This window comes from Actinomyces sp. 565 (genome assembly GCF_010365615.1).
Classification (GTDB): domain Bacteria; phylum Actinomycetota; class Actinomycetes; order Actinomycetales; family Actinomycetaceae; genus Actinomyces.
In genome coordinates this window covers 35,731-49,656 of the sequence record NZ_PIZD01000071.1, presented here as the reverse complement: position 1 = coordinate 49,656, position 13,926 = coordinate 35,731, and the positions used below count along the sequence as shown (strand labels likewise).

The 13,926-nt window shown below is 69.1% G+C and carries 9 protein-coding genes and 2 tRNA genes; 9 read left to right on the top strand and 2 right to left on the bottom strand.

Annotation, left to right across the window (positions count from 1 at the left end):
- Positions 1-48: 48 nt before the first annotated feature.
- Complete coding sequence (gene treY, locus GZ997_RS11780; protein WP_162680020.1) at positions 49-2,580, bottom strand: malto-oligosyltrehalose synthase; 2,532 nt, start codon at positions 2,578-2,580, stop codon at positions 49-51.
- Positions 2,577-5,045, bottom strand: a complete 2,469-nt coding sequence (glgX, locus tag GZ997_RS11775; RefSeq protein WP_162680025.1) for a glycogen debranching protein GlgX — start codon at positions 5,043-5,045, stop codon at positions 2,577-2,579. The genes treY and glgX overlap by 4 nt, the downstream gene beginning before the upstream one ends.
- A gap of 440 nt (positions 5,046-5,485) precedes the next feature.
- Here glgX and GZ997_RS11770 point away from each other — a divergent pair.
- The 9 genes from GZ997_RS11770 (at position 5,486) to GZ997_RS11730 (ending at position 13,875) form a co-directional block, all read left to right on the top strand.
- Positions 5,486-5,558: transfer RNA gene (locus GZ997_RS11770), tRNA-Gly, on the top strand.
- Position 5,559: 1 nt separating this feature from the next.
- Positions 5,560-5,631, top strand: a tRNA-Val gene (locus GZ997_RS11765).
- Between the two features lie 85 nt (positions 5,632-5,716).
- Complete coding sequence (locus GZ997_RS11760) at positions 5,717-6,982, top strand: carboxylate--amine ligase (RefSeq protein ID WP_162680019.1); 1,266 nt, start codon at positions 5,717-5,719, stop codon at positions 6,980-6,982.
- A 185-nt stretch (positions 6,983-7,167) separates the two neighbouring features.
- On the top strand, positions 7,168-8,208 hold the full coding sequence (locus GZ997_RS11755) for a GNAT family N-acetyltransferase (protein WP_238994442.1): 1,041 nt from the start codon (positions 7,168-7,170) through the stop codon (positions 8,206-8,208).
- Positions 8,209-8,313: 105 nt separating this feature from the next.
- Positions 8,314-10,356, top strand: a complete 2,043-nt coding sequence (gene thrS, locus GZ997_RS11750; RefSeq protein WP_162680018.1) for a threonine--tRNA ligase — start codon at positions 8,314-8,316, stop codon at positions 10,354-10,356.
- Positions 10,357-10,459: 103 nt separating this feature from the next.
- The gene (locus GZ997_RS11745; protein WP_237564382.1) at positions 10,460-11,056 is read left to right on the top strand and encodes an HIT domain-containing protein; all 597 of its coding nucleotides are present in this window, start codon (positions 10,460-10,462) and stop codon (positions 11,054-11,056) included.
- 11 nt (positions 11,057-11,067) lie between these two features.
- Positions 11,068-11,706, top strand: coding sequence for a phosphatidylinositol phosphate synthase (gene pgsA / locus GZ997_RS11740; RefSeq protein WP_161924103.1), 639 nt, complete (start codon positions 11,068-11,070; stop codon positions 11,704-11,706).
- On the top strand, positions 11,703-12,686 hold the full coding sequence (locus GZ997_RS11735) for a phosphatidylinositol mannoside acyltransferase (protein ID WP_162680017.1): 984 nt from the start codon (positions 11,703-11,705) through the stop codon (positions 12,684-12,686). Before pgsA ends, GZ997_RS11735 begins: the two co-directional genes overlap by 4 nt.
- A gap of 7 nt (positions 12,687-12,693) precedes the next feature.
- Positions 12,694-13,875, top strand: a complete 1,182-nt coding sequence (locus GZ997_RS11730) for a glycosyltransferase family 4 protein (protein ID WP_162680016.1) — start codon at positions 12,694-12,696, stop codon at positions 13,873-13,875.
- The last annotated feature ends 51 nt before the right edge of the window (positions 13,876-13,926 follow it).

Here is a 13,926-nt window from a genome sequence, read left to right as displayed (position 1 = left end):
CGGCGCTGTGCCCGGGCTGTATCCCCGGGCACAGCGCCGACTGGATGCTTATGCGTCGGCGCGTGGGCGGGCGAGGACTGCCACCGACTCGTCCCCGACCACCTCACCCAGCAGCCTGGTGCCCCCGGTAACCTCGGCCCCGGTGAGCACGTCGGTCCACTTGCCCTGAGGCAGCACGATTGTGTGGTTGCCCCAGCCGCCGAGCCGCTCCAGGCGACGGCCTAGGCGCCGCACCACCACTACGACGTCAGCCTCCTCGTCCAGCAGGCGGGCGTAGGCGAAGGCGCAGGCCGTGGTAGTCGGCAGCGCCCGGTAGCCGGAGCGGCTCCCGACGAAGGTGTCGGGCCTGTCCGCGCGTAGGCGGCACAGTTGGGAAGTCAGCCGCAGCTTGGCGTCATCCAGTGACATCGCCGCATCTGTCGGCGCTTGTGAGACACGCTCCAGCGCGGCCTGCAAGCCGGCCTCGCCCGCGTAGGCGACCGGGCGGCGGTTATCGGGATCCACCAAGGATGTGCGGGTGACCTCACTGCCCTGGTAGACGTCGGCCACTCCCAGCCACGTCAGTGTCATCGCCTTGTTCGCCAGGATCGTGTCGCGTACGGCGCGGGCGGTCAGCGCGGCGAACTCATTGAGCTCCTCCGCCACGTCTGCGCGGGCCATTAGGGCGGCCGCGTAGTGCGCCAGCTGATCCTCGCGCACGGTGTCCGGCGCCGTCCAGGTGGTCCAAGACTTCTGCTCGCGCGCGGCCTTGATCAGGTATGCGCCTAGGCGCTCACCGGTCATCGGGTCGGCCGATCCGGGGGCCCAGGTACCCCAGAGTGTCTGCCACAGCAGGTTCTCGGTGACGCCGTCCAGGTCGGCGGGGCGTATGCCCGCGGTCAGGTCACGCAGCCGGTGGACAAGCTCCACCCACTCGCTGCTGTAAGAGGCGAGCACGTCGATACGGGCGCGCACGTCCTCGCTCCGCTTGGTGTCGTGGGTGGTGGAGGTGACCATGGTGGCAGGCCAGTCATGCTGGACGCGCTGGGCCCACGCATGCGCCTCATCGGCGGGCAGCGCGAAGCCTGCCGGGTCACCGCCCACCTCGGTCAGGCTGGTCAGGTGCGTCCACCGGTAAAAGGTGGTGTCCTCCACCCCCTTGGCGGTTACCGCGCCGCACACCTGTTGGAACCGGGTGATGATCTCCGCCCGCTCGGGCGTGTCCGAGGGCTCGCCGGCGCCGACCTGCTCGCCCAGCAGGATCGCCACCACCAGGTCGAGCGTGGGGTACTGGTCGGTGTCCAGGGTTGCGCGTGCCCGCTCGGCGGTCTCCCGCAGCACCGCGGCCTGCTCCGGGTCGGCCTGCCGTCCCGGAAGCACGTAGGCCCGGTAGCGGTCCGCGGCCACCAGGAGCTCCACCACGCAGGCGCGCAGATCGCGGAAGGTGTGGTCGGACAGGTACAGGTCCCGGGAGGTGAACGCGTGCAGCAGGTCCACGAGCCGGTTCACTTCCGAGGCCAGGGAGCCGGCGATGATCTCCCGCTTGGCGTCACCGGAGACACGGGCATAGTCGAGCGGCACGTTCCCGGTCAGCTCCCGCATGAGGGCGCCGAGGGTGCGGACTCCGGCGGGATCGACCTGCAGCTGGTCGATACGCCAGGCGGCGTCGTAGCCGGTGGTGCCCGCGGTCCGCCAGGACTGCGGCAGGAACTCGTCTGGGGCGAGGATCTTCTCCGCGGCGATCCAGGCGCCGCCGGTGGCCCGCGACAACCGCTCCAGGTAGCCCTCGGGGTCTGCCAGGCCGTCGGGGTGGTCCACCCGCAGCGCGTCGATGGTGCCGTCCCGCAGCAGTTCGAGGATCAGGGCGTGGGAGCCGGCGAACACCTCCGGATCCTCCACCCGCACCGCCGCCAGGGTGACGATGTCGAAGAAGCGGCGGTAATTGAGCTCCTCATCGCCCACCCGCCAGTAGGCGAGCCGGTAGTGCTGACGGCCAAGCAGCTCCGGCAGCGGCAAGTCATGCGTGCCCGGGGCCAGCGGGAAGACCTGGTCGTAGTAGCGCAGCACCCACTGCTCGCCCCGCTCCGGCTCGGTGGGAACGGCCAGGCGCTCGACGGTCAGCTCGCCGTCGGTAAGGACCTGCCCGATGCGCTGGCCGAGCACGGGCATCAGCAGCTTGTCGCCGGCAGGCGCGTCGAACCAGGCTGCATAGGGGGAGTCGGTGCCGTCTCGCAGCACCGACCACAGGGGCGGGTTGTGCCAGGCCGGAGTCGGCACCGACATATGGTTGGGGACGATGTCGATGACGATGCCCAAACCTGCCGCGTGAGCCTCCCGGGCCAGCTCCTCCAGGCCCTCACGCCCTCCCATCACGGCGCTGATATGGGTGTGGTCGACGACGTCGTAGCCGTGGGTGGATCCCGGGCTGGCGGCCAGCACGGGGGAGAGGTACAGGTCGGTCACCCCGAGCTGACGCAGGTACGGCAGCAGGGCGCGGGCGTCCGCGAATGTAAGAGACTCACCCAGCTGCAGCCGGTAAGTCGTCACCGGCGTGCGCCGTTCGGGTGCGGGCAGGTGCGGGTTGGAGCCGGGCGCGGTCATTCGGGTTCTCCTTCAGACGGTGCTGGGTGGGCGTGCGGAGCACGCGGCGGTGCGGGCGCCTGCGGCTGCTGGTCGGACTCCTCGGCGTCGGCGTCTGCCAAGCCCCGCGTGCCCTCACCGGTTGGCTCTGGAGCGGCGTCGGGCGTGTCACTCGGCTTGGCCGCGGCGTCGGGCGTGTCACTCGGCTTGGCCGCGGCGTCGGGCGTGTCACTCGGCTTGGCCGCGGCGTCGGGCAGCGTCCGCTCGCGCTGGCGCCGGTCCGGGGCGGGGACCGGCTCGGGCTCAGGCACCGAAATGAGGAACAGCATGGAGTGCGCCTCCACTGTCACCTCCTGCTCGGCCCGCCACTCCTCGCCGGAGCCCGTCGCCACCTGCTCGGGGCGGGGAGCCGTGCTCGGAGCGGTGTCTAGCACCGTGCGCCAGCGGGGGGAGTGGTCAGCTCCGGGCAGGGTGAACACGATGTCCTCCGCAGAGGCGTTGAACAGTGCCAGGAAGGAGTCGTCGCGAATACGCTGCCCGCGCTCGTCGGGCTCGTGGATGGCGTCGCCGTTGAGGAAGACGGTGATCGCCCGGGCGTACCAGGTATCCCAGTCCTCGTCGGTCATGCGCGCGCCCGAGGGGCTGAGCCACTCGATCTCACCGAGCTCCGACTCCCCTCCATGGCCGGCCTCGCCGGTGAAGAATCGGCGCCGCCGCAGCACCGGATGCTCGCGGCGCAGGCGGATCATGCTACGAGTGAACTCAAGCAGGTCCTCCTGCTCCTCGGTCAGGTCCCAGTTGACCCAGGTGATCTCATTGTCCTGGCAGTAGCCGTTGTTGTTCCCGCCCTGGGTACGGCCCATCTCATCGCCGTGGCAGAGCATGGGCACGCCCTGGCTGAACATCATTGTGGCGATGAAATTGCGCACCTGCCGTCCCCGCAGCGCCAGCACCTCCGGATCGTCGGTGGGGCCCTCCGCGCCGCAGTTCCAGGAGCGGTTGTCAGATGCGCCGTCGGCGCCGCCCTCACCGTTGGCCTCATTGTGCTTCTGGTTGTAGGACACCAGGTCGTGCAGGGTGAAGCCATCGTGGGCAGTGACGAAGTTGATACTGGATACGGGAGTCCGACCGGAACGTTCATACAGGTCCGAGGAGCCGGTGATTCTGGCGGCGAACTCCCCCAGGGTGGAGGGCTCCCCCCGCCAGAAGTCGCGTACCGTGTCCCGGTACTTACCGTTCCACTCACTCCACAAAGCGGGGAACTCCCCGACGTTGTAACCGCCCTCGCCGACGTCCCACGGCTCCGCAATCAGCTTCACCTGAGACAGGATCGGGTCCTGGTGGATGATGTCGAAGAAGGCCGAGAGCTTGTCCACCTCGTGGAACTGCCGGGCCAGGGTCGAGGCCAGGTCAAACCGGAAGCCGTCCACATGCATCTCGGTTACCCAGTAGCGCAGCGAGTCCATAATCAGCTGCAGCACGGCGGGGGAGCGCATGAGCAGGGAGTTGCCGGTGCCCGTGGTGTCGAAGTAGTGCGCCTGGTCGCCGTCCACCAGCCGGTAGTACGCGGCGTTGTCGATACCCCGGAAGGACAGCGTGGGGCCCATGTGGTTGCCTTCGGCGGTGTGGTTGTAGACCACGTCCAGGAGCACTTCGATATCGGCCTCGTGGAAGGCCTTTACCATCGTCTTGAACTCCTGCACCTGCTGGCCGTCGGAGCCGTGAGCGGCGTAGGCATTGTGCGGTGCGAAGTAGCCGATGGTGTTGTAGCCCCAGTAGTTGGACAGTCCCTTGTCCTGCAGGAAGGTGTCGTTGACGAACTGGTGCACGGGCATCAGCTCGATCGCCGTGACGCCCAGGTTCTTGAGGTGCTCGATTACCGCCGGCTCGGCCAGGCCGGCGTATGTGCCGCGCAAGTGCTCCGGAATGCGCTCATTGAGCTTGGTCATGCCCTTGACATGGGCCTCGTAGATAATCGTGTTGTGGTACTGGTGGCCGGGCGGGCGGTCGTGCCCCCAGTCGAAGTAGGGGGACACCACCACCGAACGCATGGTTACAGGCGCGGAGTCTTCCTCATTGCGCGCGGAGTGATCGTTGAAGTCGTATGAGTAAAGCGCCTGCGAACCCGTGACCTCGCCGGAGATCGCCTTCGCATAGGGGTCCAGAAGGAGCTTGGAGGGGTCGCAGCGGTGCCCGTGCGCCGGGTCATAGGGGCCGTGCACCCGGTACCCGTAGTGCTGCCCGGGTTGCACGGAGGGCAAGTAGGCGTGCCACACGTCCGCGTCCTCCTCGGTCAGGGGGATGCGGGTCTCGCGGCCGGCGTCGTCGAACAGGCACAGCTCCACGGCCTGCGCCGCGGAGGAGTACAGGGCGAAGTTGGTGCCCGAGCCGTCGTAGTTGGCACCCAGCGGGTAGGGGCGTCCCGGCCAGACCGCCCGCTCGGGCAGGGCCTGCTCCGCAGGCGGCTCCTCGGGCAGAGCCTCCACCGGCTCCTCCGGCAGTTCCTTAGGTAGAGCCTCCACCGGATCCCCGGGCGGTTCCTCCGGCGGTGCCTGCCTGCGTGGCTCCGTTCGTGGCGCCGTCGCAAATCGGGCGGCGGGCGCTGGCGCCGGCTGTTCCTGTGGCCCGTCGGTGCGCCGCTCATCGGGTTGCGTGGAACGCTCCGGCAAGTCGGCGGAGGTTGTCTCGGGACTGTGCATGGGCTCAACTGTGCCACGGATTGGCTTCCTAGTACGGGAACCGTGCGCACGACTTGGATTCGGAGCTGCGCTCGCAGGAGCGTGCTGGGCGATGCGTGCGCGCGCACTACTCAGGCCCTGGGAGGGGTGCCGTGAGCGAGCTCATCGCCGTGCGGTGGCGAGAGGATTTGTCAGCGTCCGGAGCGCTCTGCTAGTTTTCTCGCGTGCCTCCCCACGGAGTGCAGCACGCGGATGTGGCTCAGTTGGTAGAGCATCACCTTGCCAAGGTGAGGGTCGCGGGTTCGAGTCCCGTCATCCGCTCGGGCGATTGGCGCAGCGGGAGCGCGCTTCCCTGACACGGAAGAGGTCACTGGTTCGATCCCAGTATCGCCCACTGGCAAGACCTCGGACCGCGCCGTCCGAGGTCTTCATTTCTAACTGCGGCCCGGCAGCTCGGGCCAACCTCCAGGAGGTCCAACTTGCCCCGCTCGCAGCGCCAGCTCCCCGCCCGGCCGGATTTGCTTCCCGTGGTAATCGGCGGTGACATCGGCGCCTACGCCCTGGCGCGGCAGCTGCATGACGCCACCGGCCAGCGGGTCAAGCTGCTGTCGGCGCACCCGATCGAGGCCATCGGGCTGTCGGCCTATATCGACGTGGTGCCACAGGTGTCAACGGACACCGCCGCCATGATCGGCTGCCTGCGTGAACTGGTGGACGGCCGCGCGGAGCGCAGCGCCGTCGTCATGGCGAACCGCGACTCGGTAGCGCGCGACCTGTCCGCGCACCGGGAGGAACTCGAGCCGCAGTACGTGGTGCCCTTCCCCTCGGTTCAGGCCATGGACGAGTTGAGTAACAAGGTCGCCTTTGCGCGGGCCTGCGCGGACTTGGGGCTGCACACCCCCCGGCAGGTTGAGATTACCGGGCAGGACTTGGCCGGAGGCGATCCGGAGATCGACATCCCCTTCCCACTGGTGGGCAAGGCCGCCATCGGCTCGGACTGGGACAACCTGGACTTCGACGGCAAGCGGAAGATCTACTTCCTCGACACCCCGGAGCAGCTGCACGCCCTGTGGGAGGACCTGCGCCGGGCCGGTTTTGACTCTACCTTCCTGATTCAGGAGCGCATCCCCGGTCAGGACGATGACATGCGGTCCGTAACCGCCTACATCGCCTCAACCGGGGAGACGACGGTCATCGGCTCGGCCCGCGTGCTGCTCGAGGATCACGCGCCCACCCTCATCGGAAACCCGGTGGCAATGATCACCGAGCCCTACCCGCAGCTGTGGGAAGGGGCGGAGCGCCTGCTCGCCTCCGTGGGGTACCGCGGCTTCGCCAACTTTGACATCAAGATCGACCCGCGTGACGGGCGGGCCGTCTTCTTCGAGGTCAACCCGCGTATCGGGAGAAACTCCTTCTACATGAGTGCTGCGGGCGTCAATCCGATGGTACCCATGATCTCCGACCTGGTTGACGGCCGACCGGGCCCTCGCCGCGAAGCGCGCGGAGAGGTTCTTTACAGCTTGCTGCCGCATCACCTCGTGCTGCACCAGCTTGACGATCCGGCCCTGCGCAGGCGGGTGCTGCGACTGGTGCCACGCGCCGTGGACCCGCTGCTGGATCCTGCCGAGCGCTCGCCGCGCAGGCGCCTGCTGGTAGCCGCGCAGAAGCTCAACCACGACCGCAAGTTCCACCGCTACCACCCCAAGCCGCTGCTGCGGCGCCGGCGCCCGGCAGGCGAGTACTGACGCACGGCCGTCCAGTACGGCGGTTTGCTTCAGGACTCTGGGCGCCCCCCTTCCTCAGGGATGGGGGCGAGGGATCTCCCGGAGGAGAAATCAGGGTCCGGGATCATCCTGTGGTATGAGGGCGTTTTGCGGGCACAGGCGCCTATCGTGGGATAAACACAGTTTTCTCACAGGAGTGCCTCCTCATGCCCACAGCGACGCCGCCTGCCCCCGGCAGCCTCGTTTCCCTTGATGCCCGTCAGATGCGACTCGCGATCGGGGGCACGGCCGCGCCCCTGGAGCAGACCGAGCCGTGGGAGGCATTCGAACGCAGCCAGGGCCGGCAGCTGTTCGGCCGGTACGCCTATACGGTTGACGGCAAGTACGTCGCGGTGATCGCGCTGTACCGGTACTCGGTGTCACGCTGGTTCTTTCTGTGGGCCAAGCACGGGCCGGTGTGGCTGGGGGAGCAGACGCCCGCCCGCGAGGCCGAGCTGCGTCGGCTGCTGGTTGCCGAGGTGCGGCGCCGTGACCGGCGCATCGTGTTCATTCGCATGCATGCACGTTTCCAAGCGTCGGACACGCTCCCGCTCATGGGCTCCATCACCTACGACCGCACCTACGTGATTGACCTGCGCCCGGGCACGCCCGAGCAGATTCGCGCAGCCATGCCGAAGGACGGGCGCCGCGGGGTGCGCCGCGCCGAGCGCGTGGCGCGGGAGGCCGGCTGCACGATTGCGGAGGAGACCGGACTGGGCCGCGAGGAATTTGATGCCGTGTACCAGGTGCTGGTAGCGACCGCGAAGCGTGACGGCTTCCGTCCCCACCCCGCCCGCGTGTACTGGGACATGCTCACCAGCCTCGGGCCGGAGCACGCCCGCCTGTTTGTGCTGCGGCGCGACGGCGTGCCGCATTGCTGGGACCTGGTGACGGTCTCCGGCAAGCACGCGGCCGCCTACTACGGCGCATCCTCCGACGCATCGCGCGGATTCCGGGGCGCGGAGGCGCTGGACTGGGCCGTGGCATGCGCCCTGGCCGAGGAGGGCTTGTGGGGACTGGACTTGATGGGGGCGGAGTCCACGCGCGTGCCGGAGCTGTACAGCGTGGGCCGGTACAAGCGGCGCTTCGCGCGGCACCCCACTGAGGTTGACGGCGCCTGGGACGTGGCCGTACGGCCGCTGCAGTACCGGGCCCTGGTGCAGGCGCGTCGCGCGCGTCACGCCGTGCGCGCCCGGCTCGGCCGCTGAGGCGGGCCGGTCCCGCTGGGTACGCTGGGTACTCGGTATGATCCCCTGCGTGCGAGCACCAGTACAGCTCGCACCGAGCTGATCAGTTGATCAAAAGGAGCATCCGTGTCACCCCAGCCCACACTCACCATCAGCCTGGACGGCGCACCGCGCACTATTGAGACGGGCACTACGGGTACCGCACTGTTCGCGGGCGCCCGCGACGTGGTGGCCATGAAGGTGGACGGCGAGCCCTGGGACCTGGACCGCGTCCTGCCTGCTGACGCCGTCGTTGAGCCCATTACGCTGGACAGCGAGGACGGGCTGAACATCCTGCGGCACTCGGCCACTCACGTGATGGCCCAGGCCGTCCAGGAGCTCTTCCCGGACGTGAACCTCGGCATCGGCCCCTTCATCACCGACGGCTTCTACTACGACTTCGGCGGCATCGACGCCGTCACCCCGGAGCTGCTGCGCGAGATCGAGAAGCGCATGAAGCGCATCGTCAAGGAGGGCCAGACCTTCCGCCGTCGCGACATCACCGAGGCGGAGGGGCAGGCCGAACTGGCCGACCAGCCCTACAAGCTGGAGCTGATCACCACCAAGGGCGCCGGCGCCGAGTCCGCCTCCGTGGAGGTCGGCGCGGGCGGACTGACCATGTATGACAACGTCCGCCGCGACGGCACCGTCGCCTGGAAGGACCTGTGCCGCGGCCCCCACCTGCCCTCCACCAGGCTCATCGGCAACGGCTTCGCCCTGACCCGCTCCTCGGCGGCCTACTGGAAGGGCGACCAGAACGGCGACTCCCTGCAGCGCATCTACGGCACCGCCTGGGCCAGCAAGGAGGACCTGAAGGCCTACCAGACCCGCATGGCCGAGGCCGCCCGCCGCGACCACCGGCGGCTCGGCGCCGAACTGGACCTGTTCTCCTTCCCCGAGGAGATCGGCCCCGGCCTGGTCGTCTTCCACCCCAAGGGCGGCATCCTGCGCCACGAGATTGAGCAGTACGTAATCGACCGGCACATCGAGGCCGGCTATGACCTGGTCCACACCCCGGAGATCTCCAAGGGCGGCCTGTTCCACACCTCCGGGCACCTGCCCTACTACGCGGACACCATGTTCCCGCCCATGCTTGCCGACGAGGAGCGTGACGCGCAGGGCAACCTCACCAAGGCCGGCCAGGAGTACTACCTCAAGGCCATGAACTGCCCCATGCACAACCTGATCTTCCGCTCCCGGGGTCGCTCCTACCGGGAGCTGCCATTGAAGTTCTTCGAGATGGGCCGCGACTACCGGTACGAGAAGAGCGGCGTGGTACACGGGCTGACCCGCATGCGGGGCTTCACCCAGGACGACTCCCACACCTACTGCACTCCCGAGCAGGCGGGGGAGGAGATCCGGCGGCAGATTGAGTTCTTCCTGTCGATCCTCAAGGCCTTCGGACTGGATGACTTCTACCTGGAGCTGTCCACCCGCGATGAGGACGGCGCGAAGAAGGACAAGTTCATCGGCTCGGACGCGGACTGGGAGGCCGCCACCCGCACCCTGCAGGAGGTGTGCGACTCCACCGGACTGGAACTGGTACCCGATCCGGGCGGCGCGGCCTTCTACGGGCCGAAGGTATCCGTGCAGGTCAAGGACGCCATCGGCCGCACCTGGCAGATGTCCACCATCCAGTACGACTTCAACCAGCCCGAGCGCTTCGACCTGGAGTACACGGCCGCCGATGGCACGCGCAAGCGCCCCATCATGATCCACGCCGCCAAGCTCGGCAGCGTGGAGCGCTTCATCGGCGTGCTCACCGAGCACTACGCCGGCGCCTTCCCCGCCTGGCTCGCACCCGTGCAGGTGCTGCTGGTGCCCGTGGCCGAGGCCTTCGACGCCTACGTCGACGACGTGGCCGCCAAGCTGCGCGCGCGGGGCGTGCGCGTGGAGGTGGACCACTCTGACGACCGCTTCGGCAAGAAGATCCGCAACGCCTCCAAGGAGAAGGTCCCATTCACGCTGATCGCCGGCGGGGAGGACGCCGACGCCGGCGCGGTCTCCTTCCGCTTCCGCGACGGCTCGCAGACCAACGGCGTGCCCGTGGACGAGGCCGTGGCACACATCACCCACGTGATCGCCGAGCGCATCAATGACCCGGCGGGGGAGAAGCTCACCCGTGACTGACATTACCGACCAGACCGCCGGGTCGGCGGGTGCCCCCGAGCCGGCCGGGACGCAGGCGGACGCGGGCGGGCCGGCGCCAACGCTGAGCGAACTGGAGGGCACCGTGGTCGACGGCGTACGTATCGAGGCCCCGTTCCAGCCGGCCGATACACCCGATCCGTTCGGGCGCCTGTGGACCCCACACCGCATGGTCTACATCGGCGGCCAGGACAAGCCGACCAACGACAGCGCCTCGCAGTGCCCGTTCTGCGCCGCGCCCGGCCGCAGCGACACGGACGCCCTCATCGTCCACCGCGGCGAGACCGCCTACGTGCTGATGAACCTTTACCCCTACAACACCGGCCATCTACTGATCTGCCCCTACCGGCACGTCTCGGACTGGACCGAGGCCACGGACGCCGAGCGGACAGAGATCGGGCGGCTCACCGCCCGGGCCATGGAGGTAGTGCGTGCGGTGTCCCATCCCCACGGCTTCAACCTGGGCATGAACCAGGGCGAGGTCGCCGGCGCCGGCATTGCCGCCCACCTGCATCAGCACATCGTGCCGCGGTGGACCGGCGACGCCAACTTCATGCCGATCATCGGCAAGACCAAGCCCGTGCCGCAGCTGCTCGGCGAACAGCGCAACCGGCTCGCCGCGGCATGGGACGCGGCGCCCGCGGGAACGGGACCCGCCGCCCGCCCCGACCCGAACCACTGAGGAGCCCGCTGATGCTCGGACAACACGGAAGAGGCATTACCCGGGCCCTATTCACCGGCCCCGCCCGGCTGCTCGCCAGGATCGGAGTCACCCCCAATATGCTCACCGTCGCCGGTACGGTGGCCACCATCGCCGTCGCGGTACTTACCCTGCCCCAAGGACGCTTCATCCTGGGCCCGGTGCTGCTGGCGCTTGTGCTGATCGGCGATTCCTTCGACGGGATTCTGGCCCGCCTGACGGGCAGCGCCTCCGACTTCGGCGCCTTCCTGGACTCCACCATGGACCGCCTGGCGGACGGCGCTGTCTTCGGCTCCCTGGCCGTATGGGCCGCCCTGCACCTGCAGCCGGGAACGCTGCGCACCTGGACGGTCGCCGTCTCGGTGTGCGTGGTAGTGCTCGCCGCGGCAGTGCCCTACGCGCGTGCCCGCGCCGAGTCAGTTGGAGCCAAGGCCGCCGTCGGTATCGCTGAGCGCACCGACCGCCTGGTGATCGCCGCCGTCGGCGTGCTCGCCGTCGGGCTGGGTGCGCCGCCGTGGGTGCTCACAGGGGCACTGGCCCTGATCGCGGCCGCCAGCCTGATTACGGTCATCCAGCGGATTGCGACCGTGCATGAGCAGCTGGCGCGTGCGCCGCAGGGGGTGCGGCGGTGAGCGTCGGCATTGAGGACCTGTACCGCTTTGCCTGGCGGCACGTGCGGAAGCTGCCCGCACCCGTCGGCTACGGGCTGTCCGCGCTGGGGGCCGACGCCGCCTGGGCGGCGCACCGGCTGCGCGGTGGCGAACAGGGTGTAGGCCAGCTGGAGAAGAACCTGGCGCGCCTGCTGCCGCAGGCCTCCCGACGGGAGATACGGCGCGCCTCCCGCGCCGGCATGCGCTCCTACATGCGGTACTTCTATGAGGCCTTCGCCCTGCCCGGCATGAGCATGGAACAGGTTCATGCCCGCGTGCGCCCCGAGGTCGACCCGCGTGCCTACGAGGATCTCGCCCGCGGATCCATCGTCATCGCGCTGCCGCACATGGGCAACTGGGACCTGGCCGCAGCCTGGGCCTGCCAGGAGCTGGCCCAGGTGCTTACCGTCGCCGAGCGGCTCGAGCCCGCTGACCTGTTCGAGCAGTTCGTCAGCTTCCGTGAGTCCCTCGGTGTGAAGGTCATTGGCCAGGGCCGCGGCGAGAAGGTCTTCGACCGCCTGGTTCAAACCGCGCAGGAGGGCCATTATGCGGTCGCGCTGCTGGCCGACCGCGACCTTTCCAGCACCGGTGTACTGACCGAGCTCGGGGGGCACCCGGCGCGCGTGGCCGCGGGTCCGGCCGCTCTGGCGGTGAGGCTCGGGGTGCCGCTATACAACGCCTCCCTGCACTACGAGCGCCTGGAGGGCGAGCGCCGCCGCCGGGCCGGCTCCGCCTGGGGGATCGTGCTGACCATCCGGCCGGTGGATGCGCCCGTCGGCCTGGAGGGCCGGGAGAAGACCGCGGCCTGGACACGTTCGTGGGTGGCGGATCTCTCGCCGCGGCTGGCGGAGCACGCCGTCGACTGGCATATGCTGCAACCGGTCTTCGACGCCGATCTGGACCACGAGCGGCTCGCCCGGCGGCACGCGGCCGAGGCCGCCCAGCAGGAGCCGGAGTCATGAGGAAGTCATGAGGATAGGTATCGTCTGCCCCTACTCACTGGATGCCCACGGCGGGGTCCAGGTGCACGTGATGGACCTGGCCCAGGAGCTCATGCGCCGCGGACACGAGGTGCAGGTGCTCGCACCCGCCTCGCAGGACCTGGAGCTGCCCGAGTGGGTGACCAGTGCCGGTGACTCCATCGCGATCCCCTACAACGGGTCGGTCGCGCGCCTGAACTTCGGCGCTGCGGTTGCGCGCCGCGCCCACCGCTGGCTGTCCGCCGGCGACTTCGACCTGCTGCACATCCACGAGCCCATCACTCCCAGCGTGGGCATGCTCGCGCTGCAGGCGTCATCGGGTCCGGTGGTCGGTACCTTCCACGCCGCCATGGACCGCTCGCTCGCCCGCGAGCTGCTTTCCCCGGTGGCGGTGCCGCTGATGGAGAAGCTGGCTGCCCGGATCGCCGTCTCCGAGGAGGCCCGCCGCACGCTGATCCAATATCACGGCGGTGACGCCGTGGTGATCCCGAACGGCGTCGACGTCGCCCCGTTCGCACAGGCGCCCAAGGACGATCCGCGCTTCGTCGGCACGCCGGAGGCGCCCACGATCTCCTTCCTGGGCCGCCTGGACGAGCCGCGCAAGGGACTGCATGTCCTGGCGGATGCGATCCCGGAGGTGCTGGCGCAGGTGCCCGCGGCCCGCTTCCTCATCGCCGGGCGCGGAGAGGCCGAGGCCGAGCGGGCCGCGCTGGCCCAGTACGGTGACCGGGTGGTGTTCCTAGGCGGCATCTCCGACGCTGACAAGGCCGCCATGCTGGCCTCCTGCTCCTGCTACGTCGCACCGCAGACCGGCGGGGAGTCCTTCGGCATTGTGCTGGTGGAGGCCATGGCGGCGGGCACCAATGTGGTCGCATCCGACCTGACGGCCTTCTCCGACGTGCTCGGGGCCGGAGCCTACGGCTACCTGTTCCGCAACGGTGACGGGGCCGATCTGGCCCGCGCCATCATCCGCACACTCTCAGATCCCGCGGCGGCCCAGGAGCGCCGCTCGGCCGCCGCAGCGGTGGTGGGCCGCTACGACTGGTCGGCGGTCACCGACGCCATCCTCGACGTGTACGACATGGCCCTGTCCACCGCCCATACTCGCGTCACCGTGGCCCCGGGCTCGCGCACCATGGTCGGCCGGCTGCGCGACGCCCTTGAGGACTGACCGGATGCTCGCGAAGTTGACTCCACTACTCACCGTCCCCGCCATGCCCTG